At 58.1% G+C, this 26,180-nt stretch carries 28 protein-coding genes and 1 tRNA gene; 8 read left to right on the top strand and 21 right to left on the bottom strand.

Annotation, left to right across the window (positions count from 1 at the left end; genetic code table 11):
- Window positions 1–278 precede the first annotated feature (278 nt).
- From gcvH to F475_RS22610, 6 genes are all read left to right on the top strand, one after another.
- Entirely contained in the window at window positions 279–656 is a 378-nt protein-coding gene (gcvH, locus tag F475_RS22635) for a glycine cleavage system protein GcvH (protein WP_111454758.1), read from the top strand.
- An 11-nt stretch (window positions 657–667) separates the two neighbouring features.
- Window positions 668–3,520 (top strand): aminomethyl-transferring glycine dehydrogenase, encoded by a 2,853-nt coding sequence (gene gcvP / locus F475_RS22630; protein WP_086944501.1) that lies wholly within the window; start codon window positions 668–670, stop codon window positions 3,518–3,520.
- A gap of 179 nt (window positions 3,521–3,699) precedes the next feature.
- Window positions 3,700–5,076, top strand: a complete 1,377-nt coding sequence (locus tag F475_RS22625; protein WP_111454757.1) for an L-serine ammonia-lyase — start codon at window positions 3,700–3,702, stop codon at window positions 5,074–5,076.
- A 33-nt stretch (window positions 5,077–5,109) separates the two neighbouring features.
- Window positions 5,110–6,234: a glycine cleavage system aminomethyltransferase GcvT gene (gene gcvT, locus F475_RS22620; protein ID WP_111454756.1), complete on the top strand. Its 1,125-nt coding sequence runs from the start codon at window positions 5,110–5,112 to the stop codon at window positions 6,232–6,234.
- 393 nt (window positions 6,235–6,627) lie between these two features.
- Window positions 6,628–6,840: a cold-shock protein gene (locus F475_RS22615; RefSeq protein ID WP_007934683.1), complete on the top strand. Its 213-nt coding sequence runs from the start codon at window positions 6,628–6,630 to the stop codon at window positions 6,838–6,840.
- A gap of 96 nt (window positions 6,841–6,936) precedes the next feature.
- Complete coding sequence (locus tag F475_RS22610; protein WP_111454755.1) at window positions 6,937–7,425, top strand: RDD family protein; 489 nt, start codon at window positions 6,937–6,939, stop codon at window positions 7,423–7,425.
- 63 nt (window positions 7,426–7,488) lie between these two features.
- Here the strand turns inward: F475_RS22610 and nadA are convergent, their stop codons facing one another.
- The 18 genes from nadA to F475_RS22520 form a co-directional block, all read right to left on the bottom strand.
- Entirely contained in the window at window positions 7,489–8,547 is a 1,059-nt protein-coding gene (gene nadA / locus F475_RS22605; protein WP_018926491.1) for a quinolinate synthase NadA, read from the bottom strand.
- A 262-nt stretch (window positions 8,548–8,809) separates the two neighbouring features.
- Window positions 8,810–8,885 (bottom strand) — tRNA-Lys (locus F475_RS22600).
- Window positions 8,886–8,948: 63 nt separating this feature from the next.
- A complete protein-coding gene (gene queC / locus F475_RS22595; protein ID WP_064616361.1) occupies window positions 8,949–9,641 on the bottom strand; it encodes a 7-cyano-7-deazaguanine synthase QueC in 693 nt (230 codons plus the stop codon).
- A gap of 1 nt (window position 9,642) precedes the next feature.
- Window positions 9,643–10,290 carry a 7-carboxy-7-deazaguanine synthase QueE gene (gene queE, locus F475_RS22590; protein ID WP_018926493.1) on the bottom strand — a complete coding sequence of 216 codons (648 nt, stop codon included), beginning with the start codon at window positions 10,288–10,290 and terminating at the stop codon, window positions 9,643–9,645.
- Between the two features lie 166 nt (window positions 10,291–10,456).
- Complete coding sequence (gene ybgF, locus F475_RS22585) at window positions 10,457–11,296, bottom strand: tol-pal system protein YbgF (protein ID WP_064616359.1); 840 nt, start codon at window positions 11,294–11,296, stop codon at window positions 10,457–10,459.
- Between the two features lie 6 nt (window positions 11,297–11,302).
- Entirely contained in the window at window positions 11,303–11,800 is a 498-nt protein-coding gene (gene pal, locus F475_RS22580) for a peptidoglycan-associated lipoprotein Pal (RefSeq protein WP_003178634.1), read from the bottom strand.
- A 52-nt stretch (window positions 11,801–11,852) separates the two neighbouring features.
- Window positions 11,853–13,121 (bottom strand): Tol-Pal system beta propeller repeat protein TolB, encoded by a 1,269-nt coding sequence (gene tolB / locus F475_RS22575; RefSeq protein WP_018926495.1) that lies wholly within the window; start codon window positions 13,119–13,121, stop codon window positions 11,853–11,855.
- A gap of 29 nt (window positions 13,122–13,150) precedes the next feature.
- Window positions 13,151–14,230, bottom strand: coding sequence for a cell envelope integrity protein TolA (tolA, locus tag F475_RS22570; RefSeq protein WP_018926496.1), 1,080 nt, complete (start codon window positions 14,228–14,230; stop codon window positions 13,151–13,153).
- Window positions 14,230–14,682, bottom strand: a complete 453-nt coding sequence (gene tolR, locus F475_RS22565; protein ID WP_167331185.1) for a protein TolR — start codon at window positions 14,680–14,682, stop codon at window positions 14,230–14,232. The genes tolA and tolR overlap by 1 nt, the downstream gene beginning before the upstream one ends.
- Window positions 14,683–14,705: 23 nt before the next feature.
- Window positions 14,706–15,401 carry a protein TolQ gene (tolQ, locus tag F475_RS22560; RefSeq protein WP_018926498.1) on the bottom strand — a complete coding sequence of 232 codons (696 nt, stop codon included), beginning with the start codon at window positions 15,399–15,401 and terminating at the stop codon, window positions 14,706–14,708.
- Window positions 15,391–15,858, bottom strand: coding sequence for a tol-pal system-associated acyl-CoA thioesterase (gene ybgC, locus F475_RS22555; RefSeq protein WP_007933231.1), 468 nt, complete (start codon window positions 15,856–15,858; stop codon window positions 15,391–15,393). Before ybgC ends, tolQ begins: the two co-directional genes overlap by 11 nt.
- A 127-nt stretch (window positions 15,859–15,985) precedes the next feature.
- Window positions 15,986–17,047 carry a Holliday junction branch migration DNA helicase RuvB gene (ruvB, locus tag F475_RS22550; protein WP_111454754.1) on the bottom strand — a complete coding sequence of 354 codons (1,062 nt, stop codon included), beginning with the start codon at window positions 17,045–17,047 and terminating at the stop codon, window positions 15,986–15,988.
- Window positions 17,048–17,659, bottom strand: a complete 612-nt coding sequence (ruvA, locus tag F475_RS22545; RefSeq protein ID WP_007933256.1) for a Holliday junction branch migration protein RuvA — start codon at window positions 17,657–17,659, stop codon at window positions 17,048–17,050.
- Between the two features lie 115 nt (window positions 17,660–17,774).
- Window positions 17,775–18,299 (bottom strand): crossover junction endodeoxyribonuclease RuvC, encoded by a 525-nt coding sequence (gene ruvC, locus F475_RS22540; protein ID WP_018926500.1) that lies wholly within the window; start codon window positions 18,297–18,299, stop codon window positions 17,775–17,777.
- Window positions 18,300–18,442: 143 nt separating this feature from the next.
- Window positions 18,443–19,189: a YebC/PmpR family DNA-binding transcriptional regulator gene (locus F475_RS22535; RefSeq protein ID WP_018926501.1), complete on the bottom strand. Its 747-nt coding sequence runs from the start codon at window positions 19,187–19,189 to the stop codon at window positions 18,443–18,445.
- A 120-nt stretch (window positions 19,190–19,309) separates the two neighbouring features.
- Window positions 19,310–21,085, bottom strand: a complete 1,776-nt coding sequence (gene aspS / locus F475_RS22530) for an aspartate--tRNA ligase (RefSeq protein ID WP_018926502.1) — start codon at window positions 21,083–21,085, stop codon at window positions 19,310–19,312.
- A 122-nt stretch (window positions 21,086–21,207) separates the two neighbouring features.
- Window positions 21,208–21,429, bottom strand: coding sequence for an FmdB family zinc ribbon protein (locus F475_RS22525; protein ID WP_010457489.1), 222 nt, complete (start codon window positions 21,427–21,429; stop codon window positions 21,208–21,210).
- A gap of 136 nt (window positions 21,430–21,565) precedes the next feature.
- A complete protein-coding gene (locus F475_RS22520; RefSeq protein WP_111454753.1) occupies window positions 21,566–21,904 on the bottom strand; it encodes a ribbon-helix-helix domain-containing protein in 339 nt (112 codons plus the stop codon).
- A 463-nt stretch (window positions 21,905–22,367) separates the two neighbouring features.
- Here F475_RS22520 and F475_RS30910 point away from each other — a divergent pair, with 463 nt between their 5' ends.
- Window positions 22,368–22,970: a cold-shock protein gene (locus F475_RS30910; protein ID WP_019651434.1), complete on the top strand. Its 603-nt coding sequence runs from the start codon at window positions 22,368–22,370 to the stop codon at window positions 22,968–22,970.
- A 60-nt stretch (window positions 22,971–23,030) separates the two neighbouring features.
- Here F475_RS30910 and F475_RS22510 read toward each other — a convergent pair whose 3' ends face one another.
- The gene (locus tag F475_RS22510; protein WP_018926506.1) at window positions 23,031–23,240 is read right to left on the bottom strand and encodes a SlyX family protein; all 210 of its coding nucleotides are present in this window, start codon (window positions 23,238–23,240) and stop codon (window positions 23,031–23,033) included.
- A gap of 3 nt (window positions 23,241–23,243) precedes the next feature.
- Window positions 23,244–23,669, bottom strand: coding sequence for an HIT domain-containing protein (locus tag F475_RS22505; protein WP_018926507.1), 426 nt, complete (start codon window positions 23,667–23,669; stop codon window positions 23,244–23,246).
- 897 nt (window positions 23,670–24,566) lie between these two features.
- Here F475_RS22505 and F475_RS22500 point away from each other — a divergent pair.
- Window positions 24,567–25,895, top strand: a complete 1,329-nt coding sequence (locus F475_RS22500; protein ID WP_018926508.1) for an OprD family porin — start codon at window positions 24,567–24,569, stop codon at window positions 25,893–25,895.
- A 59-nt stretch (window positions 25,896–25,954) separates the two neighbouring features.
- On the opposite strand, the gene F475_RS22495 is transcribed toward F475_RS22500, so the two are convergent.
- Window positions 25,955–26,180: integrase core domain-containing protein (locus F475_RS22495; protein WP_146602951.1), on the bottom strand; the 226-nt coding region annotated here is incomplete at its 5' end.

The following is a 26,180-nucleotide window of genomic DNA, read 5'->3' as shown; positions in this document are numbered from 1 at the left end:
TACTGAAAGCGCTACAGTGGAACGATATCGATACACCCTCTCCCGATCAGCGCTGTGCAAGGCTTTGATCCACCTAGGCTTTTTTCTTTGCTTCAGGCTGTAGCGATTTCGCTACAGCTGCAGAAATATAACGGCTTACGAAAACTTATAAGTTATTGTTTTTAAACATAAAAATAACATTGGCCGCCTTTTTGCTTAGTAACCTCCTATAAAGCAGGGTTTTTGCCCCTGCATTCCATCGCGTCCACCAGACGAGTCTGGCCCCCTTAGGAGTTTCCATGAGCGAGTTGCGTTTTACTGAAGATCACGAATGGCTGCGCACCGAAGCTGACGGCACCGTTACGGTCGGCATCACCGCTTTCGCACAGAACGCACTGGGCGACGTGGTTTTCGTACAACTGCCTGAGCTGCAGTCCTACGACAAAGGCGCAGAAGCCGCCACCGTGGAGTCGGTAAAAGCTGCCAGCGGCGTGTACATGCCTCTGGACGGAGAAGTGGTCGAGACCAACCCGGCCCTCGATAACAGCCCTGAACTGGTCAACGAAGATCCGCTGGGCGAAGGCTGGTTCTTCCGCTTCAAGCCAACCGACGCCTCGGCTGTCGGCCAACTGCTGGATCAAGACGCTTACGACCGTCTGATCAAAGCCCAAGCCTGAGGAGCGCCGACATGACTCAAGTCAATCTGACGACCGCCAACGAATTCATCACCCGCCACATCGGCCCGCGTGCAGGCGACGAGCAAGCCATGCTCAACAGCCTCGGTTTCGACTCCCTGGAAGCCCTGAGCGCCAGCGTCATTCCCGACAGCATCAAAGGCACCAGCGTCCTCGGTCTCGAAGACGGCCTGAGCGAAGCCGATGCCCTGGCGTTGATCAAATCCATCGCCGGTAAAAACCAGCTGTTCAAGACTTACATCGGTCAGGGCTACTACGGCACTCACACGCCGTCGCCGATCCTGCGCAACCTGCTGGAAAATCCGGCCTGGTACACCGCCTACACCCCGTACCAACCAGAAATTTCCCAGGGTCGTCTCGAAGCGCTGCTGAACTTCCAGACCCTGATCAGCGACCTGACCGGCCTGCCGATCGCCAACGCCTCGCTGCTGGACGAAGCCACCGCTGCTGCCGAAGCCATGACGTTCTGCAAACGCCTGAGCAAGAACAAAGGCAGCCACGCCTTCTTCGCCTCCGTTCATTGCCACCCGCAAACCCTCGACGTTTTGCGCACCCGTGCCGAGCCTTTGGGCATCGACGTTGTGGTGGGCGACGAGCGTGAACTGACCGACGTGACGCCATTCTTCGGCGCGCTGCTGCAATACCCGGCGAGCAACGGTGACGTCTTCGATTACCGCGAACTGACCGAACGCTTCCACGCGGCGAATGCGCTGGTCGCGGTCGCTGCTGACCTGCTGGCCCTGACCGTGCTGACCCCGCCGGGTGAGTTCGGCGCCGACGTGGCCATCGGCAGCGCGCAACGCTTCGGCGTTCCGCTGGGCTTCGGTGGCCCGCACGCGGCGTACTTCTCCACCAAGGATGCGTTCAAGCGCGACATGCCGGGCCGTCTGGTCGGCGTTTCCGTGGACCGTTTCGGCAAGCCGGCCCTGCGCCTGGCCATGCAGACCCGCGAGCAACATATCCGTCGCGAGAAAGCCACCAGCAACATCTGCACCGCCCAGGTGCTGCTGGCCAACATCGCCAGCATGTACGCCGTGTACCACGGCCCGAAAGGCCTGACGCAGATCGCCAATCGCATTCATCACCTGACCGCGATCCTCGCCAAAGGCTTGAGCGCACTGGGCCTGAGCGTCGAGCAAGCCAGCTTCTTCGACACCTTGACGATCAAAACCGGCGCGCAAACGGCGGCCCTGCACGACAAGGCTCATGCGCAGAAGATCAACCTGCGCGTGGTCGATGCTGAGCGTCTGGGTCTGTCCCTCGACGAAACCAGCAGCCAGGCTGACGTCGAAACCCTGTGGAGCCTGCTGGCCGACGGCAAGGCCCTGCCGGACTTCGCTGCATTGGCCGCCTCGGTCCAAAGCACCCTCCCGGCCGCACTGGTTCGCCAATCGCCAATCCTCAGCCACCCGGTGTTCAACCGTTATCACTCCGAAACCGAGCTGATGCGCTACCTGCGCAAACTGGCGGACAAGGACCTGGCCCTGGATCGCACCATGATCCCACTGGGTTCCTGCACCATGAAACTCAACGCCGCCAGCGAAATGATCCCGGTGACCTGGGCTGAATTCGGTGCCCTGCACCCGTTCGCTCCGGCCGAGCAAAGCGCCGGCTATCAGCAACTGACCGATGAACTGGAAGCGATGCTCTGCGCCGCCACCGGTTACGACTCGATCTCCCTGCAACCGAACGCCGGTTCCCAGGGTGAATACGCCGGTCTGTTGGCGATCCGTGCCTACCACCAGAGCCGTGGCGAAGACCGTCGCGACATCTGCCTGATCCCGTCGTCCGCCCATGGCACCAACCCGGCCACCGCCAACATGGCCGGCATGCGTGTGGTTGTGACCGCGTGCGATGCCCGCGGCAACGTCGACATCGAAGACCTGCGCGCCAAGGCCATCGAGCACCGCGAACACCTCGCCGCGCTGATGATCACCTACCCGTCGACCCACGGTGTGTTCGAAGAAGGCATCCGCGAAATCTGCGGCATCATTCACGACAACGGCGGTCAGGTGTATATCGATGGCGCGAACATGAACGCCATGGTCGGCCTCTGCGCACCGGGCAAGTTCGGCGGCGACGTATCGCACCTGAACCTGCACAAAACCTTCTGCATCCCACACGGCGGTGGCGGCCCAGGCGTCGGCCCGATTGGCGTCAAGTCGCACCTGACGCCGTTCCTGCCGGGCCACGCCCAGATGGAACGCAAGGAAGGCGCGGTCTGCGCGGCACCGTTCGGCAGCGCGAGCATTCTGCCGATCACCTGGATGTACATTCGAATGATGGGTGGCGCCGGCCTCAAGCGCGCTTCGCAATTGGCGATCCTGAATGCCAACTACATTTCCCGTCGCCTCGAAGAGCACTATCCAGTGCTGTACACCGGCAGCAACGGTCTGGTGGCGCACGAATGCATCCTCGACCTGCGTCCGCTGAAAGACAGCAGCGGCATCAGCGTCGATGACGTGGCCAAGCGCCTGATCGACTTCGGCTTCCACGCCCCGACCATGTCGTTCCCGGTGGCCGGCACGTTGATGATCGAGCCGACCGAAAGCGAATCCAAGGAAGAACTGGACCGTTTCTGCGACGCCATGATCCGCATCCGCGAAGAAATCCGCGCGGTGGAAAACGGCACGCTGGACAAGGATGACAACCCGCTGAAAAACGCCCCGCACACCGCTGCGGAAATCGTCGGCGAGTGGACTCATCCGTACAGCCGCGAGCAAGCCGTTTACCCGGTAGCGTCGCTGATCGAAGCCAAGTACTGGCCACCGGTCGGTCGCGTCGACAACGTGTTTGGCGATCGCAACCTGGTCTGCGCCTGCCCGTCGATCGAAAGCTACGCTTGATCTAAAGGGGGCGAGTTGCTCGCCCCCCTCAAGAACACCGCACTCTCTGTAGGAGCGAGGCTGCCCGCGAAGGCGATTTCATATTCAGCATTGATGGTGGCTGATACAACGCCTTCGCGGGCAAGCCTCGCTCCTACGGTTTCATCTAACGCCTATAACAAGAAAACCGGAGAACAACCATGTCGTTAAGCGTGTTCGACCTGTTCAAAATTGGTATCGGCCCCTCCAGCTCCCACACCGTCGGCCCGATGCGTGCCGCTGCGCGCTTCGCCGAAGGTCTGCGCCGTGAAGGGCTGCTATCGGCAACCACCTGCGTCAAAGTCGAGCTCTACGGCTCGCTCGGCGCCACCGGCAAAGGCCACGGCAGCGACAAGGCCGTATTGCTGGGCCTGGAAGGCGAACACCCGGACATCGTGGACACCGAAACCGTCACCGCCCGCCTGCAAGAGATTCGCAGCAGCGGTCGCTTGAACCTGCTCGGTGAACACAGCATCGCGTTCAACGAGAAAGAACACCTGGCAATGATTCGTAAACCGTTGGCCTATCACCCCAACGGCATGATCTTTCGCGCGTTCGACGCGGCCGGCCTGCAAGTGCGCAGCCGCGAGTATTACTCGGTCGGTGGCGGGTTCGTGGTCGATGAAGACGCGGCCGGTGCCGATCGCATCGTTGAAGACGCCACACCGCTGACCTTCCCGTTCAAAAGCGCCAAGGACCTGCTTGGTCACTGCAGCACTTACGGTTTATCGATCAGTCAGGTGATGCTGACCAACGAAAGCGCCTGGCGCCCGGAAGCGGAAACCCGTGCCGGACTGCTGAAGATCTGGCAAGTGATGCAAGACTGCGTCGCCGCCGGTTGCCGCAACGAAGGCATCCTGCCCGGTGGGCTGAAGGTCAAACGGCGGGCGGCGGCGCTGCATCGGCAACTGTGCAAAAACCCGGAATCGTCGCTGCGCGATCCACTGTCGGTACTGGACTGGGTCAACCTGTACGCCCTGGCGGTCAATGAAGAAAACGCCAACGGCGGACGCGTGGTCACTGCGCCCACCAATGGTGCAGCCGGCATTATCCCGGCGGTGCTGCATTACTACATGCGCTTCATCCCCGGTGCCAACGAAGACGGCGTGGTGCGTTTTCTACTGACGGCCGCTGCAATCGGCATTCTGTACAAGGAAAACGCTTCGATCTCCGGCGCCGAAGTCGGCTGTCAGGGTGAAGTCGGCGTTGCCTGTTCCATGGCGGCCGGCGCCTTGTGCGAAGTGCTCGGCGGTACGGTGCAGCAGGTGGAAAACGCGGCCGAAATCGGCATGGAACACAACCTCGGCCTGACCTGCGACCCGATTGGCGGACTGGTGCAAGTGCCTTGCATCGAGCGCAACGCCATGGGTTCGGTCAAGGCCATCAATGCGGTGCGCATGGCCCTGCGTGGCGACGGTCAGCACTTCGTCTCCCTCGACAAGGTCATCCGCACCATGCGCCAGACCGGCGCCGACATGAAAAGCAAATACAAGGAAACCGCCCGTGGCGGTTTGGCGGTCAACATTATCGAGTGCTGATGCGCGCATCTGCACTATTTTCAGGAGCTGTATATGTCCACCGAACAACTGTTGAAGACCCCGTTGCACGCACTGCACCTCGAACTCGGCGCCCGCATGGTGCCGTTCGCCGGTTATGACATGCCGGTGCAATACCCGTTGGGCGTGATGAAAGAACACCAGCACACCCGTGATCAGGCCGGGCTGTTCGATGTGTCGCACATGGGCCAGATCCGCCTGACCGGTGCCAACGCCGCCAAAGCCCTGGAAACCCTGGTGCCGGTGGACATCATCGACCTGCCGGAGGGCATGCAGCGCTACGCGATGTTCACCAACGAGACCGGTGGCATCCTCGACGACCTGATGGTCGCCAACCTCGGTAACGACGAATTGTTCCTGGTGGTCAACGCCGCCTGCAAGGACCAAGACCTGGCGCACCTGCGCAAGCACATCGGCGACCAGTGCACCATTGAACCGCTGTTCGAAGAGCGTGCCCTGCTCGCTCTGCAAGGCCCGGCCGCCGTCACCGTGCTCGCACGCCTGGCACCGGAAGTTGCGAAGATGACCTTCATGCAGTTCACCCGCGTGAAACTGTTGGGCGTGGACTGCTTTGTCAGCCGTTCGGGCTACACCGGTGAAGACGGTTACGAAATCTCCGTACCGGCGGCCAACGCCGAAGCGCTGGCTCGCGCCCTGCTGGCCGAACCGGAAGTCGCGGCCATCGGCCTCGGCGCCCGCGATTCCCTGCGCCTGGAAGCCGGTCTGTGCCTGTACGGCCACGACATGAACACTGAAACCACGCCGATCGAAGCAAGCCTGCTGTGGGCCATCTCCAAGCCTCGACGTGCCGATGGTGCGCGGGCCGGCGGTTTCCCTGGCGCCGAAACCGTGTTCGCCCAACAGCAAACCGGTGTCAGCCGCAAGCGCGTTGGCCTGCTGCCGCAGGAACGTACACCGGTGCGTGAAGGTGCAGAGATCGTCAACGAAGCTGGCGAAATCATCGGCAGCGTTTGTAGCGGCGGCTTCGGTCCGACCTTGGGCGGTCCTTTGGCCATGGGTTACCTCGACAGCGCTTATACCGTTTTGGAAACGCCAGTTTGGGCCATTGTGCGTGGGAAAAAGGTGCCTTTGCTTGTAAGCAAAATGCCATTTGTTCCACAACGCTACTATCGTGGCTGATTGACTGTTTCTATAAGTAACGCGGTTGCGTTAACAGTGCACTAATCTGTAACGCAACCGCCATAAAATAGTGCATACGTTTCGTTTATGAACGTTACTTATAACAATCGAAAAGCAATGAACAACTCGATCGAATAAGCCCGCACTAGTGACCACTCTAATTGCCATCAACCTGAGGAAATCCGGGCCTTCGCGGGGCTTGTTTTTTCTCCCGTAGTTGGCGTAGAGTTTGTTCACTGTGTTTGCATGGGTCGCTTGGAAATCGTGACCTGGGCAGTAGCCTACAAGTTAGCTACATCCCGTTCGACGTCTTCTTACTCTCCTGCAACCAGCCCCAGTACTCTTTCACGAGAAGGAGACTGTCATTCATTTTTGCGTCAAAGGAAATAAGAAATGTCCCAACGTCAGAGCGGTACCGTCAAGTGGTTTAACGACGAGAAAGGTTTTGGTTTTATCACTCCAGAAAGCGGTCCGGATCTGTTCGTGCATTTCCGCGCTATTCAGGGCAACGGCTTCAAGAGCCTGAAAGAAGGCCAGAAAGTGACGTTCGTTGCTGTGCAAGGCCAGAAAGGCATGCAGGCTGACGAAGTACAAGCAGAAGGCTAATCTTCTGTTACGAAAAAGCCCCTGATGCTGACATCAGGGGCTTTTTTGTGCGCGCAAATCCGTAAAATGGCTTCTTTTTTCCGTTCTGAGGCAGCCATGTCGAAACACCTGCTCAACCCCCAAGGCGACTTTCCCGCCGCAGGCCTGGGTCGTCGCCTGGCAGCGATGTTCTACGACTTCCTGCTGTGCACCGCGCTGCTGATCGTCACCAGCGGCATCTACAAGATGATCCAGATGGCGATCATCGGCGAAGACCGGATGCGCACCCTGACCGAGGCCGGCGCCCTGGACGGTGACCCACTGCTGTCGACGGTTCTGCTGTTTGTGCTGTTCGGCTTCTTCGCCAAGTTCTGGACCTGGTCGGGCCAGACCCTGGGCATGCAGGTGTGGTGCATCCGCGTACAGAACGTCGACGGCTCATCCATCAGCCTGTGGCAGGCGCTGCTGCGCTTTGTGGTGTCGATCGCGTCCTGGTTATGCCTCGGGCTGGGGTTCTTCTGGTCGCTGTTCGACAAGCAGAAGCGCAGCTGGCACGACATCTATTCCAACACCCAGTTGGTGCGGATTCCGAAGAAGACCAAATAATCCTCCAGATGCAAAAACGCCCCGATCAACCCGGGGCGTTTTTTTTGGCTCACTGCCAACGAATCAGGCGTTACCCGCCAGCTTCATCCGCGCCGCCTGCGTGAAATCGAGCATGCGCTTCAACGGCCGAATCGCCTGCGGAATCAACGCCGGATCGACGAAGATCTCGTTGGTCCCCTCCTTCAAGCTCTTCAGCGTGCGTTCAAGGGTGTTCATCGCCATCCACGGGCAATGCGCGCAACTGCGGCAAGCCGCGCCGTTACCGGCCGTTGGCGCTTCGATAAAGACCTTGTCCGGGCACAGCTGCTGCATCTTGTAGAAGATGCCGCGGTCGGTGGCAACGATCAGGGTCTTGTTCGGCAGGCTTTGCGCGGCAGCGATCAGCTGACTGGTGGAACCCACCGCATCGGCCAATTCGATCACGGCGGTCGGCGACTCCGGATGCACCAGAATGGCCGCGTCCGGGTACAGCGCCTTCATGTCTTCGAGCTGCTTGGCCTTGAACTCTTCGTGAACGATGCAGGCACCGTCCCACAGCAGCATGTCGGCGCCGGTCTGGCGCTGGATGTAAGTCCCCAGGTGCTTGTCCGGGCCCCAGATGATGGTTTCGCCGTTATCCATCAGGCTTTCGACGATTTCCAGCGCGCAACTTGAAGTCACCACCCAATCCGCCCGGGCTTTGACTGCCGCCGAGGTGTTGGCATATACCACCACCGTGCGTTCCGGGTGCTGATCGCAGAACGCCGAGAACTCGTCCACCGGGCAACCCAGGTCCAGCGAGCAGGTCGCTTCCAGGGTTGGCATCAGCACACGTTTTTCAGGGTTGAGGATCTTGGCGGTTTCGCCCATGAATTTCACACCGGCGACCACTACGGTCTTGGCCGGGTGAGCATTGCCGAAGCGGGCCATCTCCAGAGAGTCGGAGACGCAGCCACCGGTTTCTTCGGCCAGGGCCTGAATGACTGGATCACAATAGAAGTGTGCAACCAGCACCGCGTCCTGAGCTTTGAGCTCGGCTGCGATGGCTGTGCGGTAATAAGCCTCTTCCTCGGCTGTCAGCGGCTTGGGCTGCTTGGCGTCGAGGTGGGCTTGAACCAGAAGGCGTTCGGAAATCTGCGTCATGTTCGCAAGACCTGCAGGCGCTTTCGCGCGAAAGTCGAGTATACACCCGGCTCCGGACCCTTCGGGGTACCGCCGGGAGAGTGAGTATTCATCAGGCATGGACAGCGTTGAAGCTGCGCAAGGCTACAGAATATCCGGCGGATGCAAAAGATGATTCTGACCTGCGTCACTCGGTGCGATCCCGGACCGGGACAACCTCAAATCGCGGGCAAAAAAAAACCCGGAAATCCTCACTTACGTGGGCCTTCCAGATTTTTTAAAATGGTGGGTCGTGTGGGATTCGAACCTACGACCAATTGGTTAAAAGCCAACTGCTCTACCAACTGAGCTAACGACCCGCTGTGTGGTGGCGCGTATAATACTGATTTTTAAGGACTATTCAACACCTAATTTGAAATAAATCAAAAATAAGGTGTCGGGTCGCTGATTCCGGCCGCCGCAAAGCCTTCTGCACGCAGACGGCAGCTGTCGCATTTACCGCAAGCACGGCCGTTATCGTCCGCCTGATAGCAGGAAACGGTCAGCCCGTAATCGACGCCAAGCTTCACGCCCGCCTGAACGATCTGCGCCTTGCTCAGGTTCTGCAGGGGCGCCTGGATACGGAAGCCATTCCCTTCTACACCGGCCTTGGTCGCCAGATTAGCCATGAGCTCGAAGGCTTCGATGAACTCGGGACGGCAATCCGGGTAACCGGAATAATCCACCGCGTTTACACCGATAAAGATGTCACGCGCACCCAGCACTTCGGCCCAACCCAACGCCAGGGACAGAAACACCGTGTTGCGCGCCGGCACATAAGTCACCGGAATGCCTTCGCTCGGCGCCTCCGGTACGTCGATGGAACTGTCGGTCAGGGCCGAGCCGCCGATACCGTTCAGGTTCAGGCCGATCACCTTGTGCTCGACCACACCCAAGTCGCGGGCAACACGCTCGGCGGCTTGCAGTTCGGCACGGTGGCGCTGACCGTAATCGAAGCTCATGGTGTAGCAGCTATAGCCTTCGGCACGGGCCATGGCCACGACCGTCGCCGAGTCTAGGCCGCCGGACAGCAGGATGACCGCACGTTTTTCAGCAGTGTTCAGTTGTTCAGTCATTTCAGCGCCCCGGCTCGTCATTCCAAAGATATTTATGCAGCTGCAATTGCAGACGCACAGGCAGATTGTCCGCCACCACCCAGTCCGCCAGATCACGTGCATTCAGGTCATGGTGGCTCGGCGAGAACAGGACTTCGCCGGCACGCTCGTTCAAACCGTATTGAATCAGCTTGGACACGGCCCAGTCATAGTCTTCCCGCGAGCAGATGACAAACTTCACCTGATCGTTGGGCGTGAGCAGTTCGATGTTCTCGTAGCGGTTGCGGTGGGCTTCTTTCGAACCCGGGGTTTTCAGGTCGACGACGCGACTGACCCGTGGATCGACCGCCGAGATGTCCAGCGCGCCGCTGGTTTCCAGCGACACTTCGTAACCGGCGTCACACAACTGCTTGAGCAAGGGAATGGCATTGGGCTGCGCCAAGGGCTCACCGCCCGTGACACAGACGTAACGCGGGCGAAAACCGGCCACTTGCTCGAGGATGTCGTCGAGCGTGCGGAGGGTGCCGCCAGTGAACGCGTAGGCGCTGTCGCAGTATTGGCAACGCAATGGGCAACCGGTCAGGCGCACAAAAACAGTGGGCAGCCCGGCAGTCCGCGTTTCACCCTGCAACGAGTAGAAAACTTCGGTGATTCTCAATGTGTCTTGCATAGTCGCCACGGGCGTAACAGCTAAACAGGCTGTCCGCCTCCGTCAGGCACTTCAAGGAACCCCGCCAACGCGCAGATCCCAAAAAGCGTGTTTCATAAAAAGGGCATGAATTCTAACGAAAAAACCCGCGACAAGCGCGGGTTTCTTCAAAACGGGCTAAACAGGCTTACATGCGCTGCAAGTCCCGTTGCGCCAGCTGAGCGGCGGAAGTGCCCGGATATTGGGACACGACCTGTTGCAGAATGCCTTTGACCCGGTCGGTATGACCGAGACGACGCTCTACATCAGCGAGCTTGTACAGCGAATCAGGCACTTTGGGGTGCTTGGGGTACAACTGCGAAACCTTGGCAAATGCCTGACCCGCACCTTGCAGATCGCCTTTGGCCAGGTTCACTTCCCCCAACCAGTACTGGGCATTGCCCGCGTATTGGCTGTTCGGGTATTTGCGCAGGAATGCGGTGAAAGCCTGGCTGGCCTTGTCGAAATCCTTGGCTTTGATCAGGTCGAAGGCTGCATCGTAATACAGTTTTTCCTTCGCCGGGTCAGCCGGTTCGCCACCCGCGGCCGGGGCTTGAGCGGCAGCCGCTCCCGCACCTGCGCCGGCTGCTGCACCGGGGGCATTCAAATTGCCACCGGCGGAAGAATTATCAGGAGTCGCGGCTGGTGCAACGCCGGTTCCTATGCGCCGATCAAGATCCTGATATCGCTCCAAGTTCTCTTGCTTCATGCGCGCTACATCATTTTGCAGAACTTCAATGATGCCTTGTTGGCGCGAGATCTGCTCCTGCATCGATTGCAGTTGGTTGAACAGCTCGCCCTGTGCCGAGACAGGGGCCGAAACCCCTCCCCCGGCATAGGCGCCGTTCGTACCGTAACCTGCAGGCGGATAACTGCTCCCGCTATTGTTATAGCCGGAGTTGTCCTCGACCACAGGAACCGCAGCCCACACCGCAAGCGGTGCGAGACTGAGAGCCAAAATAGTTACAGCACGACGGCACGTTCGCATGACGAATTACTTACGCAGTTCGACACGACGGTTTTGAGCCCAGGACTGCTCGTCGTTGCCGGTAGCAACTGGACGCTCTTCGCCGTAGGAAACCAGTTCCAGCTGAGCTGGGGAAACACCTTGCAGTACCAGGTAGCGCTGAACGGCTTTCGCACGACGCTCGCCCAGTGCCATGTTGTACTCACGAGTACCACGTTCGTCGGTGTTGCCTTCCAGAACAACGCGAGCGCCGTTTGCTTTCAGGTCTTTGGCGTGAACGTCCAGAGCGCGCATGGCTTCTGGCTTCAGGTCCGAGCTGTCGTATTCGAAGTAGAAGGTGGTGATTGCGCGCAGAGCAGCTTCTTCGCTCAGGGAGCCGTCAACTGCACCAGTGTTAGCGCCGTAACCAGCGTTTGGATCTACAGCGCCTTCACCGGCGTTGTCGCCGCCTTTGGACGAGCAACCTACAGCTACAGCCATGGCCAGAGCCAGCGCAGCAAATTTACCAAACTTCAGCATTTCCATCGTGAAACTCCTAATGAACCCCAGTGTGTTAAGTAAAACGTATAGCGCCGCGTCAGTTCAGGTAAGGGGACCAGGACGGTTCTCTGACTTCGCCTTGTGCGGTAGGAAGCGGGAGCCTCACGCGTCCATTAATGGACACGAGCATCAAGACTCCCCGGCCCTGCTGGCGGGTGGCGTAGATTACCATGGTGCCGTTGGGCGCAACAGTAGGAGACTCGTCCAGAGTGCTATCAGTGAGGATCTTTACACTACCGCGCTGCAAATCCTGGGCCGCCACCTTGAAGTTGGTGAAACCGTCCTGGCGGTGAATCATTACCAGGGTCTTTTCATCGGCCGACAGTTTAGGGTTGGCGTTGTAGTTACCGATGAAGGTCACACGCTCCGCACCACCACCGCCTGCGCTGGTTTTATAGATCTGAGGCTTGCCGCCACGGTCAGAGGTGAAGTAGATGGTCGAACCATCCTTACCCCAGAACGGTTCGGTGTTGATGCCTGGACCATTGGTGACACGGGTGATCTGACGCGACCCCAGGTTCATCACGTAGATGTCCGGGTTACCGTCTTTCGACAACACGAATGCCAGGCGATTGCCATCCGGCGACCAGGCTGGCGCGCCATTCAGGCCTTCGAAGTTGGTGATCTGCTCACGGCGACCGGTGTCGATGTTCTGCATGAAAATGCGTGGACGCTTCTGCTCGAACGACACGTAGGCAATGCGCTTGCCATCCGGTGCGAAACGCGGCGACAGGATTGGCTCGCGCGATTGCAGCAGCGTCACGGCACGGGCACCGTCGTAGTCCGAACGTTGCAGTGTGTAGCGAGTGTTCTTCTCAGAGAAACGCTCGGCCGTCACGTACAGCAGACGCGTCGAGAACGCACCTTTGATACCAGTGAGTTTTTCGAACGACTGGTCGGAGATGTAGTGCGCCATGTCGCGCAGTTGATCGACACCGCCCGACACGCTGCCGGTCAGCACTTGCTGCTCGGTGGCGACGTTGAACAGTGCGTACTGCACCTGCAGGCGACCGCCCGCCGGAACAATGCTGCCGACCATGACGTACTGGGCACCCACCGCCTTGAAGTCACGGTAGATGATTTCGCTGGCCTGGCTTGGCTGGCTGATCATGTTCTGCTTTGGAATCGGCGCGTAGTAACCCGAATTGCGCAGGTCGTTACCGATAATCTCAGCCATGTCGTCCGGCAGCACGCTACCGCCCTGGAAGCCGAAAGGCACAACGGCAATTGGAGTTGCCTGGGAGCTGCCACTGCTGACCAGGATATTTTTTTCATCTGCCGTGGCCAGTCCTGCAAAGCAGAACATGACTACAAGCAGTCCTCGAAGAAGGTTTCTCACAAGGCTAGATCCTCAGGTGTGAATGTCATCTTGAATGAACGATAGGGTGCGAAATCAGCTGGCTTCAGACCCTGCATTTCGGTCAATCGACCAATATTTTTTACAGCCGCGACTGCAGAACTGTCGAACGGCGCGTCACCGCTGGAATGAGCAACCGAAACACCGGAGATCGTTCCGTCAGGGAGCATGTTGATTTGCAGAATCACCTTCATGCCCTTGCGGGCCGACGGTGGCTGCGCCCAACCTTCAGATGCTCGCGAACGAATCAGATCATCAAAGTTGCCCGCGGTTTCATCGCCTTGCTCATCCGCCAAAGCCTGCTGACGCTCGGTCTTATCGGACAGCAAGTCAGCCAGAGCCTGAGCCTTCTTGTCCTCTACCGATTTGCGAGCCGCATCCTGCGCTTTCTTCTTCGCGGCATCGGCAGTCGCTTTCTTCTTCGCGTCTTCGGCGATTTTCTTCTTCGCCTCTTCCGCTTCAGCTTTCTTCTTGGCGTCTTCCGCGGCTTTCTTCTTCGCGTCTTCGACGATCTTTTTCTTCGCTTCTTCAGCGGCCGCTTTCTTGGCCTCTTCTTCAGCAGCTTTTTTGGCTTCTTCTTCGGCTTTCTTCTTGGCTATATCAGCCAATTGTTTCTCTTCGGCCTTTTTGGCTTCGGCGGTCTTCTTCGCTTCGTCGGCTTTCTTGGCTTCATCAGCCTTTTTCGCCTCTTCCGCTTTCTTCGACTCGTCGGCCTTCTTGGCTTCCTCGGCCTTTTGAGCCGCTTCTTCTTTCTTTTGTTCCGCAGCCTTCACCGCTTCCTGCTCGACCTTCTTCTGTTCCATCTGCTCGACTTCGGTCTGACGCGCAGCAGATTTCTGCGCCTCACCCGCGATCTTCTGATTGGTCTGGGTGGTCGCCCGACTTTTCGATTTCAGCTGGTACAGGGTTGCCTGGACAATCGGCTTGGCCGGCGGCAGCTCCGGTGTGAAGGCGAAACTGACGAACAGCATGCCGAACACCAGCACGTGCAAGACAATCGCCCAGACACTAGGCCAGAAGTAGCTTTCCGAGGCGGACGGCTCTCGCAGTTGCTGCATCAGGGCGCCTCGGTAATCAAGCCAACATTACCGACCCCGGCCTTCTGCAACCCGCCCATGGCGCCCATGACGGAGCCATAATCGACGGTTTTGTCGCCACGAATGAACACCTGCGTGCGCTTACCGTTACCGTTACCAACGCGAATGATCTTGGTCACGGCGTCGGTCATTTGCGGCAAGGTCATGGCCTTGTCCTGCTGCTTTTCGGTGTCGACTTCGCTGCCAAGGTTCCAGTAGTAGGTCTTGTCAGCCTTGATCGAAATGGTCAGGACCTGAGTGTTGTTGTCCTGCGGCAAGGCTTCGCTGGAAACCTTGGGCAGATCAACTTTCACGCCCTGATTGAGCATCGGCGCGGTCACCATGAAGATGACCAGCAGTACCAGCATCACGTCGATGTAAGGCACCACGTTCATCTCGGCAACCGGCTTGCGCTTTTTGCGAGCTCGAGCGATTAAAGCCATTGGAAATTACCTGCTTATTCTTCGCTGGTGTGCACTTTGCGGTGCAGGATCGCCTGGAATTCGTCGGCGAAGGTGTAATAGCGGCCCAGCAGGGTTTCGCTGCGGGCAGCAAAACGGTTGTAGGCGATAACGGCCGGAATGGCGGCAAACAGACCGATCGCAGTAGCAACCAGTGCTTCGGCGATACCTGGAGCCACAGTGGCCAGGGTCGCTTGCTGGGCAGTCGCCAGACCACGGAAGGAGTTCATGATGCCCCAGACTGTACCGAACAGACCGATATACGGGCTGACGGAACCGACGGTGGCGAGGAACGGCAGGCTCTGCTCGAGCTTCTCTTCCTCGCGGGAGATGGCTACGCGCATGGCACGCGCCACGCCTTCCATGACCGCTTCCGGATCAACGCCCGACTGCTGGCGCAGACGGGAGAATTCCTTGAAGCCGGCACGGAAGATCTGCTCGACACCGGAATCCGGATCAGGGTTGCTGCCAGCCTGACGGTAGAGTTTGGACAGGTCGATACCGGACCAGAAGCGCTCTTCAAAGCTCTCCAGGGCACGTCGACCGGCGCGCAGCAAGTTGCTGCGCTGAAAGATCATGATCCACGAGGTCACCGATGCGGCTACCAGGATCAGCATTACCAGTTGCACCACGACACTGGCATTGCTGACCAGGCTCCACATGGAGGAATGGTCGACGACGTTAGCTTCCACGCTTTATCTCCTGCTTTGAGTGTGTACCCGCGCCGCTCACGTCGGCAAAGGCCGCACGTAGAGCTTCGGGAATGGCCCGGGGTTTCAAACTGTTAGTGCGCACACAGGCCACCAGAAACTGCCCTTCGCAGAGCAGCACGTTATCCGTAGCCCGCCTGACCTGCTGTTTGAAGCGCAGGCTGACCCGGTTCAATTCAATTACTTCGGCGCTTACCAGCAGTTCGTCGTCCAGTCGCGCCGGCGCGTGGTAACGCGCTTCGCTGGAATGCACGACGAACAACAGGTCCTCCCCTGCCAGCGCCGACTGGGCAAAGCCCAGCTCTCGGAGCCGCTCGGTTCGAGCCCGTTCCATAAACTTGAGGTAATTGACGTAATACACGATGCCGCCGGCATCGGTGTCCTCGTAATAAACGCGACAACGATGTGCGAACGGCTCAAGCCCGTTTTGCGCGCGCATACTCTAGTGCTTACTCCTCAGGTTGCCAATCCGGCCAGGCAACTGTTTTTCATTGATTCGCGGCTTTCTGGCGAAAGTACCGTCCTGGGACAGCACAAACCCCGAATAAATCAGCACGCAAAGGTGATTAATCGTCCACGGCATCGAGGAACTCGTCTACCACGGGCATCTCGCCCAATCGTGACGGAATGTTTAAGCCGAAGTGCAAATACGCATGCCGGGTCACTACCCGCCCCCGCGGCGTGCGCATGATATAGCCCTGCTGGATCAGGTACGGCTCCAGCACGTCTTCAATGGTGTGGCGTTCTTCGCTGATCGCAGCGGCCAGACTGTCCACCCCCACCGGCCCACCGTCGAACTTCTCGATCATGGTCAACAGCAGGCGTCGGTCCTGATGGTCGAAGCCACGCTCATCGACATCCAGCAGGTTCAAGGCCAGGTCGGCGATTGGTTTGGTGATGTGGCCCTTGGCACGAACCTCGGCGAAATCCCGGACCCGGCGCAGCAAGCGGTTGGCGATTCGCGGTGTACCGCGGGCACGCCGGGCGATTTCAAAGGAGCCTTCCGGGTCCAGCGGCAAACCGAGAATGTTCGCCGAACGGCTGACAATCGTTGCCAGATCGGCGGTGCTGTAGAACTCCAGGCGCTGGACGATCCCGAAACGGTCGCGCAACGGGTTAGTCAGCATACCGGCACGGGTGGTAGCGCCAACCAGGGTAAACGGTGGCAGATCAAGCTTGATCGAGCGCGCGGCCGGCCCTTCGCCGATCATGATGTCGAGCTGAAAATCTTCCATGGCCGGGTACAGCACTTCTTCGACGATCGGCGACAACCGATGGATCTCGTCGATGAACAGCACGTCATGGGGCTCAAGATTGGTCAGCAATGCAGCCAGATCACCAGGACGCTCGAGGACCGGCCCCGAGGTGCTTTTGATCGACACGCCCATTTCCTGGGCAATGATGTTGGCCAGGGTGGTTTTACCCAGGCCCGGCGGGCCGAAAATCAGGGTGTGATCCAGCGATTCATTGCGCCCGCGCGCGGCCTGGATGAACAACTCCATTTGCTCGCGAACGGTCGGCTGGCCAATGTATTCGGCCAGGCTGACGGGACGAATCGCCCGATCCTGGACTTCTTCGCGCTCACGGGGGCCACCCGTAGCGGCGATCAGACGATCAGCTTCAATCACTTAGATCATTCCCTTAAGGGCGCGACGAATCATGTCTTCACTGCTCAAACCTTTCTCCTTGATCGCAGAAATCGCCTTGCTGGCTTCCTGCGGCTTGTAGCCCAGGGAAATCAGCGCGCTGACCGCGTCATTTTCGGCGGCAGCGACTTGTTGCGCTGGCGCATCCGGCTGGTTCGGCACCAACGCAAACATGCTCGGTACGGTTTCCCAGGCCTTGAAGCGATCCTTGAGTTCCACCAGCAAACGCTCGGCAGTCTTCTTGCCAACGCCCGGCACCTTGGTCAGTGCCGAGGTGTCCTGGGACTGCACGCAACGGATCAACTCGTCGACTTCCAGGCTCGACATCAGGGCCAACGCCAGTTTCGGCCCTACCCCATTGAGACGGATCAGTTCGCGAAAAAAGTCTCGCTCACGCTTGCCGAAGAAGCCATAGAGTAACTGCGCGTCTTCGCGTACGACCAAATGGGTGTGCAAGGTCAGCGGTTCACCGACCGACGGCAAGCGATAAAGCGTGGTCATGGGCACTTCCAGCTCATACCCCAGACCGTTTACATCCAGAATCAGGTGCGGCGGCTGTTTCTCAGCCAATGTGCCGCGCAAGCGTCCAATCACGTTTCAGATCCTTGAGCGTTGGCCAGATCAGTGCTGGCGACTGACAGAACAAGGGTTTTGCGCCGACAACACAGGCGCAAAACCCTCATCCCAAAAAAAATGATTGCTGATGCTATCAGAGACGCAGGCGCCCGCCACGACTGCGTGCCGCGCCCAGGCCATGAGGCAACAGGCTGGAACGGGTGTGAGCGTGGCAAATCGCGATGGCCAGGGCATCCGAGGCATCGATTTGCGGCTTGCTGGTCAGTTTCAGCATGTGCATGACCATCATTTGCACTTGTTCTTTATTGGCGGCGCCGGTGCCGACCACGGCCTGCTTGACCTGGGTTGCGGTGTACTCGGCAATTTCCAGGCTCTCTTCGGCGCCGGCGACAATCGCCGCGCCACGGGCCTGCCCCAGTTTCAGCGCGGAGTCGGCATTGCGCGCCATGAACACCTTTTCGATGCCCATGGTGACCGGGCCATAAGTCTGAATGATTTCACGCACGCCGCGATAGACGATCTGCAGACGCTCATGCAACTCGCCAGCACCGGTGCGGATACAGCCCGATGCCACGTAAACACAACCACGGCCAGTATCGCGAACAATGCCGTAACCGGTGATACGCGAGCCGGGGTCGATACCAAGAATTAAAGTCATAACGCCTGCGAAGCTAGTGCGAATATCTGAGAGTAACCGTAGGAGCTGCCGAAGGCTGCGATCTTTTCATTCTGAAAATCAAAAGATCGCAGGCTTCGCCAGCGCCTGCAGGGCTGATGAAGGCTGCGATCTTTATAAAGGCATCAACCGAGCTGCGCGGCCACCGCCTCTGGAATGTCCGCGTTGGAGTACACGTTCTGCACGTCATCCAGGTCTTCGAGCATGTCGATCAGCTTGAGAACCTTCTCGGCGCCTTCCAGATCCAGTTCGGCACTGGTGGTCGGCAACATGACGATTTCCGCATCGCTGCCCTTGAAGCCTGCGGCCTCCAAGGCGTTACGCACGGAATAGAAGCCGGCGAACGAGGTGAACACGTCGATGGAGCCGTCTTCGTTGGTCACCACGTCATCGGCGTCGGCTTCCATGGCTGCTTCCATCAGCGCGTCTTCATCAACCCCTGGCGCGAAGGAAATCTGCCCTTTGCGTTCGAACAGATAAGCCACCGAACCGTCGGTACCGAGGTTGCCGCCGCACTTGCTGAACGCATGGCGAACTGCGGCCGCGGTGCGGTTGCGGTTGTCGGTCATGCATTCGACCATCACCGCCACACCGCCCGGGCCATAGCCTTCGTAGGTCAGCTCGACCATGTCATCGGTATCGGCAGCGCCGGCACCACGGGCCACCGCGCGGTCGATGATGTCGCGGCTCATGTTCGCACCCAGCGCTTTATCCAGCGCCAGACGCAGACGCGGGTTGGAGCCCGGATCAGCGCCGCCCTGACGGGCAGCGACCGTCAGCTCACGAATCCACTTGGTGAAAATCTTGCCCTTCTTGGCATCCTGACGTTCTTTGCGGTGCTTGATGTTCGCCCACTTGGAATGACCCGCCATAACTCGCTCCGAATTTCTCTTTGAAACATCGCCCGCCACACAGGGAGTGTCGGCCAGCAACAAAAAAATCTCGACCTAAAGAAAAGGCGCATCCCACAGGATGCGCCTTTGCGGTCAGCCTTACTCTGCCTTTGGCGTTTCGCGCAGACGAATGTGCAGCTCACGCAACGCCTTGGCATCTACCACGCCCGGAGCCTGCGTCATCACGTCCGCAGCACTCTGGGTTTTCGGGAAGGCGATCACTTCACGGATCGACTGGGCGCCGGTCATCAGCATCACCAGACGGTCCAGACCGAAGGCCAGACCACCGTGCGGCGGCGCGCCATATTTCAGGGCGTCGAGCAGGAAGCCGAATTTCTCTTCCTGTTCCGCTTCGTTGATACCCAACAGACGGAACACCGACTGTTGCATTTCCTTACGGTGGATACGGATCGAACCGCCACCCAGCTCGGTGCCGTTCAGAACCATGTCGTAGGCACGGGACAAAGCGCCAGCCGGGTTGGCTTCCAGCTCTTCAGGAGTGCATTTCGGCGCGGTGAACGGGTGGTGCAAGGCGCTGAAGCTGCCGTCGTCGTTCTCTTCGAACATCGGGAAGTCGACGACCCACATTGGCGCCCACTTGCAGGTCAGCAGCTCGAGGTCATGACCCAGCTTGATCCGCAGCGCGCCCAGGGCTTCGCTGACGATCTTGGCTTTGTCGGCGCCGAAGAACACGATGTCGCCATCGACCGCACCCACGCGATCGAGGATCACGTTCAGGTTGGCTTCCGGGATGTTTTTCACGATCGGCGACTGCAGACCTTCAACACCGGCAGCACGCTCGTTGACCTTGATGTACGCCAGGCCCTTGGCACCGTAGATGCCGACGAACTTGGTGTAATCGTCGATCTGCTTGCGCGGCATGCTCGCACCGCCTGGAACGCGCAAGGCGGCGATACGGCATTTCGGGTCATTGGCCGGGCCACTGAACACCTTGAAATCGACTTCCTTGAGCTGATCGGCAACATCCACCAGTTCCAGCGGGTTACGCAGGTCTGGCTTGTCGGAACCGTAGCGGCGCATGGCCTCTTCGAAGGTCATGTGCGGGAATTCGCCGAATTCCAGACCCAGCACTTCCTTGAACAGGTTGCGGATCATGCCTTCGGTCAGGCCCATGATGTCTTTTTCATCGAGGAAGCTGGTCTCGATGTCGATCTGAGTGAATTCCGGCTGGCGATCAGCCCGCAGGTCTTCGTCGCGGAAGCACTTGGCGATCTGGTAGTAACGGTCGAAGCCGGCCACCATCAGCAGCTGTTTGAACAGCTGAGGCGATTGCGGCAAGGCGAAGAACGAACCGGCGTGAGTACGGCTCGGCACCAGATAGTCACGCGCGCCTTCCGGCGTCGCACGGGTCAGGATCGGCGTCTCGACGTCGAGGAAACCGTTCTCGTCCAGGTAGCGGCGGATGCTGGTGGTCATGCGCGAACGCAGACGCAGCTTCTCGGCCATTTCAGGGCGACGCAGATCAAGGAAGCGATAACGCAGGCGGGTTTCTTCGCCAACGTCAGAGAACTCGTTCAGCGGGAACGGCGGAGTTTCCGATTCGTTCAGCACTTCCAGCTCGTAGCCCAGGACCTCGATCATGCCCGACGCCATGTTGGCGTTGGTTGCACCGGCCGGACGCAGGCGAACCTTGCCGGTGATCTTCACGACGTACTCGCTGCGCACGCGATCGGCGGCGGCGAAGCTCTCGGCACGGTCCGGATCGAACACCACCTGGGCCAGACCGTCACGATCACGGATATCGAGGAAAATCACCCCGCCATGGTCACGGCGACGGTGAACCCATCCGCAAAGGGTAATTTCCTGGCCTTCCAGGCTTTCGTTCAGTTGGCCGCAATAATGGCTGCGCATCATGGTAGTGGTTTCACTTCTCGTAATTCGAAATTCGGGTGGAGGTCTTGCCGCACCACCGCACTTGAATAAGGTGCCAGATGATGCAAGAGCTCGCGCGTGTCGTTCAGCCCGGGCGCTAGACCCTAGTCAGCTTTGTCGCCACCGGCCAGATTTTTCTTGGAACCGGTCTTGAAGTCGGTTTCGTACCAGCCGGTGCCACTGAGGCGGAAACCGGGCATGGACAGCATCTTTTTAAGCTCTGGCGCCTGGCAGGCAGGGCAGTCGACCAGCGGTGCTGCGCTGATCTTTTGAATGGCTTCCAACTGATGACCACAGGAAGCACATTGGTAATCGTACATCGGCATGGGGGTTGTCTCGGCGATCAGATTGCTACCGCGCATGCAGGGCTTCGCGGCAAAGAGCGGGATTATATCCATTAAATGCAGCCTGTGCAGCCGTAAGACTGCACAGACCGACACTCGACTCATTCAGCCGCTCTCGCTAAGCCATGACGGGGCAACTGCCCTCCTTCAGGCTGTGCACGACGCAGACAACCCGCACCAGCCCGGTGAAATTTTTCACCCCGCCATGGCGCAAGTGCACCTCGCGATCCACATGGGACAACAGCGCACTGACCGAGCAGCAATTGACCTTGGCCATGTCGCCCAAAATATCCCAATAGACCTGTTCAAGCCGCAAACAGGTCGCAAAACCATTCAAACGCACCGACCGGGATAAGGGCTGGGCCAGCCCCATATCGAATTCGCCGACAAGTGAATCAATCCTTATATCCTTGAGTGGACCGTTCCTCCCCTCGCCTTGCCTGTCTTCATGAACCATACCGTTGACACTCCTTTGTCATCCTTGCTGCTTGTAAGGGCCATATTCCGTTTCCTTATAAAAGCGCAGGCGCTACGGTATATCCAGATGACTTTATGACCATCAACGTAGGATAAGCCAACAACGAAGGGGCGATCATGGAGCTCGTCCTAGGCCGGACGATTTCCTACGAAAACTGACGCAACATCACTCAACGAAAAGGCGAAAGATCCGAGAAACACAGCGCACGAATAACACTCGGCATCGTCATCCGCGCGCCATGCCAATGGAAACACCGCCGGACCGCCTGATTTGAGTAGCCGCAGGCTTTGCTGTTAAATAGGCAGTGTGTCGCTACCACCTATTTTCCGGGGGCTGCGCATAGGCTGATATCAGGTACGTGCCCAACGCCTCTTATTGTTCTGAAGCGAACCGTGCTCTATCAGCTCTTCCTTGTGATCCGTCTTAACGTGAGTTAATCAAAATGTTGAAAATCGTCCACCTGCTAATGGGCGCAGCAGCCCTGCTGCTGTCCTTCATCCCTAGCCTGCGATCCGAAGCGGTACCTTACCTGCAACAACCCGATGCGCTTTACCTGGCCTTTTTCGGCCTGCTCAACCTCACCCTCGCGCCTGTTATCCCTTACTGGAACAAAGGCCCGCGTCATCAATTGCAAAACCTGGTCAGCGCTTTGCTGGTTCTGGCTGTCGTACTGCAAACCCTGACGCTGATCGCTCCGATGCCTGTCATCGCCGGTCAACCTGCCGTTCTGTTCAGCCTGGTCGCTGCCCTGATCGCCGTATTCCTGCACCTGGCCATCAGCTTCTACAAATCTTCACCAGCCGCCGCCGCGCCAAGCTATGACATGAGCAACCGCGATACTGGCACCGTCAAATGGTTCAACACCTCCAAAGGCTTCGGCTTTATTTCCCGCGACTCCGGCGATGATATTTTCGTGCATTTCCGGGCGATTCGCGGTGAAGGCCACCGCGTTCTGGTGGAAGGTCAGCGCGTGGAGTTCTCCGTCATGAATCGTGACAAAGGCCTGCAAGCCGAAGATGTGATCGCCGCACTGCCGCGCCGCTGATTCAAGGCTAAAAAAAACCGCGAACAGCTTGGCTGTTCGCGGTTTTTTATTGCCTGTTTCTTAGTAATGAGGCGGTGGTGCCTCTTCTTCTTCAAGCGTCGCAAACTGGCCGGCCATTTCCTCCTGCCGCTTGAGCAACGCCGACATTTGCAATTGCAGACGCTCGACCATCCGCTGCTGCGCCACCAGCACATCATTCAATGCCTGGATGGTGTCATCCTGAAATGCCAGTCGGCTTTCCAGATCGGTAACGCGCTCGCCCAGGCTCATGATTCAGCCCTCCAGAAACTTGAAATCGTCGGTCAATACCAGACGCAGTCGCTCGCGAATCGTCGCGATCTGCTCTGGACTGTATGGCTTGGCCTCCTGTTTGCCCCAGATCGGAGCTGGCCAGGCGGCGTCCTCACGCTTGCGCACAATCACATGCATATGCAACTGATTGACGACGTTACCCAGGGCCGCGACGTTCAACTTGTCCGCGTCGAAAGAGTCCTTGAGGATTTCCGCCAGCTCAGTCGTTTCCCGCCACAGCTGCTGTTGATCTGCGCCATCCAGCTGAAATATTTCACTGATATCCTCGCGGCGTGGCACGAGGATGAACCAGGGGTAATTCGAATCATTGGACAGCAGTAACCGGCAGAGCGGGAAATCGCCGATTGGCAACGTGTCTTGTTGAAGTCGTGGATCTAAAGCGAACACAGCGCACACTCCCCTCTGGTCATCCTTTTTCAGCTTAGCGCCCCCACCGAAAGACGGCGCACCAAGCGACAGGACGGCAGCATACCTGCGAATGCCATGCGCTTCACGACGAACTGCCGCCAGCACCGCCCTGCGGGCGCGCCGAGATGCGCCATTTTGATTCGGGACGCACCATGACGGAACCGGCCATCACGGAAAAAACGCCGAAACAGCCCATAAACAACGCACTGTTCGAACCCACGGCAACGCCACCATGTGTGAATTCAGTACAGGAAATAAAATTTTTTGCACCAAAACCGCACAACGCGTCTACGCTCAGTGCGTCAGCATCCGCCAATTACTCACTGACGGGGTGAACCGGTAACGTTTTTGGTTGTCACCTCGCAGCTCCAATGTGGTAACCACGATGCAAAGCATGGCGTCAAGCCTAAGAAAAACGAGCTTGAACCCCCCGGTTTTATGAGGTTTTTACAGCAACAGGCAGGCTTTCAGAAAAAAACAGCAACAGAATTCTGGTTTGTGCACGCTTGTTGCATTCACCCCCGTATCGTCTATAAGTGCTCCGCTGGAAGTGGAAGCCTTAAGGCCAATAAAAACAGTGGCAGGGTTGCCCGATGGAGATTCAAGTGCAGGACCAGGGACTCTTTTTTACCGATGCTCAAGCCCTGGAAAACAGCGCTGAAGTTGTCAGTCCGATTGCGTCGGGACTGTGAATTTGCGACATCTACCCAGCCATTTGCGACAGGGTCGTAAAGAAGCTGAAAGGTTAGATGTGCAAGTATCGCCAATAGGGTCGGCGTGATATAAGTTTGCGCCGACACAAAAAGAAAGAGCCGCCCAGATAATAAAACAGGTGGGACGGCAGTACTCTTCTAAAAACCAAAGGAGCAAATCACGATGCGCGTGATGAAGTGGAGCATGATCGCACTGGCAGTTGCAGCAGCAGCCAGTACTCAATTGGCTACGGCCGCACCTTTCGTAAGTGACCAGGCTGACGCCAAAGGTTTTGTTGAAGATAGCAAGCTCGACTTGCTGGTTCGCAACTACTACTACAACCGTAACAAGAAAGACGGCGCCGTCGATGACAAAGACTGGACCCAGGGCATCCAGGGCATGTACAGCTCGGGCTACACCCAAGGTCTGATCGGTGTTGGCGTTGAAGCATGGGGCCAACTGGCCATTAAGCTGGACGGTTCCGACAAGTATTCGGGTACCGGCAACATGCCCGTGGGCAATGATGGCGAAGTCGAAAACAACCAGGGCAAAGCCGGCGCTGCCGCCAAGTTCCGCATCTCCAAGACCGAGCTGAAAATCGGCGACATGCAGCCAAGCACTTCTCCGGTGTTCGCTGTTGGCGGCTCCCGCATCCTTCACCAAACTGCCAGCGGTATCCAACTGCAGAGCAGCGAAGTCAAAGACCTTGACCTCGAAGCCGGTCACTTCTACTCGGCGACCAGTCAGGACCGAAATGCCCGTGATGGCGACCTGTGGGCAACCTACGCTGGCGTGAAAGCCAACTCCATCGACTACTTCGGTGGCAAGTACGGCATTACCCCAGACCTGAGCGTGTCGCTCTACGGTGCCAAGCTCGAAGACATCTGGAACCAGTACTACGCCAACGCGAACTACACCCTCGCATTGGGTGGCGATCAGTCGATCAACTTCGACGGTAACATCTACAACACCAGGGACACTGGTAGCGCTAAAGCAGGCGAAATCAATAACACCGCCTACTCCCTCGCTGCTGCTTTCTCGTTCCTGAAGGCACACACCATCACCCTGGGCTTCCAGAAAGTGAATGGCGACACTCCGTTCGACTATATCGGCGTGGGTAAAAACAACCGTGGTGGCGACTCGATCTTCCTCGCCAACTCCATCCAGTACTCTGACTTCAACGCCCCTGGCGAGAAATCGGTACAGGCCCGTTACGACCTGAAAATGGCCGAATACGGCATCCCTGGTCTGAGCTTCATGACCCGTTACGTGAAAGGTTGGGACATTGACGGCACCAACACTCCAGCAGGCAGCCCTTACGCTGGCCTGTACGGTGCAGACGGTAAACACCACGAAACCAACGTGGAAGTTAAATACGTAATTCAATCCGGCCCAGCTAAAGATCTGTCGTTCCGCATCCGTCAAGCATGGCACACCGCCAACGCAGACGAAGGCGAAGGCGATATCTCTGAGTTCCGCCTGATCACCGACTACCCGCTCAACATTCTGTAATTGCAGAAAGTTAGTTCGCGGTTGTCTAGTCCTGAAATAGGTTTACACCTGTTTCACCCTCAAAACGCCCGATGCACCGCATCGGGCGTTTTGCATTTCAACGATAGGTGCGGACGTTTGCTGTTGTAGATGCTTATCGACTCGTCGACCATTCGAATCGCCTCGGCCAGATCTCTAGGTCGGTGAAGCAGAAACTCTGTCTTCAAGATCCCGTTCACACGCTCTGCCAAAGCGTTCTGATAACAGTCATACCCGTCGGTCATCGAGCACCTGATTCCATGTTTG

The sequence above is a fragment of the Pseudomonas sp. URMO17WK12:I6 genome, assembly GCF_003253625.1.
Taxonomy (GTDB): Bacteria; Pseudomonadota; Gammaproteobacteria; order Pseudomonadales; family Pseudomonadaceae; genus Aquipseudomonas.
This window is presented reverse-complemented; position numbering and strand designations above follow the sequence as displayed.

Bases quoted from the DNA above. Each gene is read 5' to 3' on its own strand.
- F475_RS22625 (WP_111454757.1), top strand. From the start codon at position 3,700: ATGTCGTTAAGCGTGTTCGACCTGTTCAAAATTGGTATCGGCCCCTCC.
- F475_RS22510 (WP_018926506.1), bottom strand. From the start codon at position 23,240: ATGAGCCTGGGCGAGCGCGTTACCGATCTGGAAAGCCGACTGGCATTT.
- gcvP (WP_086944501.1), top strand. From the start codon at position 668: ATGACTCAAGTCAATCTGACGACCGCCAACGAATTCATCACCCGCCAC.
- tolA (WP_018926496.1), bottom strand. From the start codon at position 14,230: ATGCAGCAACTGCGAGAGCCGTCCGCCTCGGAAAGCTACTTCTGGCCT.
- tolB (WP_018926495.1), bottom strand. From the start codon at position 13,121: ATGTTCTGCTTTGCAGGACTGGCCACGGCAGATGAAAAAAATATCCTG.
- nadA (WP_018926491.1), bottom strand. From the start codon at position 8,547: ATGACGCAGATTTCCGAACGCCTTCTGGTTCAAGCCCACCTCGACGCC.
- F475_RS22520 (WP_111454753.1), bottom strand. From the start codon at position 21,904: ATGGTTCATGAAGACAGGCAAGGCGAGGGGAGGAACGGTCCACTCAAG.
- gcvT (WP_111454756.1), top strand. From the start codon at position 5,110: ATGTCCACCGAACAACTGTTGAAGACCCCGTTGCACGCACTGCACCTC.
- ybgC (WP_007933231.1), bottom strand. From the start codon at position 15,858: ATGCGCGCGCAAAACGGGCTTGAGCCGTTCGCACATCGTTGTCGCGTT.
- ybgF (WP_064616359.1), bottom strand. From the start codon at position 11,296: ATGCGAACGTGCCGTCGTGCTGTAACTATTTTGGCTCTCAGTCTCGCA.
- aspS (WP_018926502.1), bottom strand. From the start codon at position 21,085: ATGATGCGCAGCCATTATTGCGGCCAACTGAACGAAAGCCTGGAAGGC.
- ruvC (WP_018926500.1), bottom strand. From the start codon at position 18,299: ATGACTTTAATTCTTGGTATCGACCCCGGCTCGCGTATCACCGGTTAC.
- F475_RS22500 (WP_018926508.1), top strand. From the start codon at position 24,567: ATGCGCGTGATGAAGTGGAGCATGATCGCACTGGCAGTTGCAGCAGCA.
- F475_RS30910 (WP_019651434.1), top strand. From the start codon at position 22,368: ATGTTGAAAATCGTCCACCTGCTAATGGGCGCAGCAGCCCTGCTGCTG.
- F475_RS22615 (WP_007934683.1), top strand. From the start codon at position 6,628: ATGTCCCAACGTCAGAGCGGTACCGTCAAGTGGTTTAACGACGAGAAA.
- F475_RS22525 (WP_010457489.1), bottom strand. From the start codon at position 21,429: ATGCCGATGTACGATTACCAATGTGCTTCCTGTGGTCATCAGTTGGAA.
- F475_RS22610 (WP_111454755.1), top strand. From the start codon at position 6,937: ATGTCGAAACACCTGCTCAACCCCCAAGGCGACTTTCCCGCCGCAGGC.
- gcvH (WP_111454758.1), top strand. From the start codon at position 279: ATGAGCGAGTTGCGTTTTACTGAAGATCACGAATGGCTGCGCACCGAA.
- pal (WP_003178634.1), bottom strand. From the start codon at position 11,800: ATGGAAATGCTGAAGTTTGGTAAATTTGCTGCGCTGGCTCTGGCCATG.
- queC (WP_064616361.1), bottom strand. From the start codon at position 9,641: ATGACTGAACAACTGAACACTGCTGAAAAACGTGCGGTCATCCTGCTG.
- queE (WP_018926493.1), bottom strand. From the start codon at position 10,290: ATGCAAGACACATTGAGAATCACCGAAGTTTTCTACTCGTTGCAGGGT.
- F475_RS22535 (WP_018926501.1), bottom strand. From the start codon at position 19,189: ATGGCGGGTCATTCCAAGTGGGCGAACATCAAGCACCGCAAAGAACGT.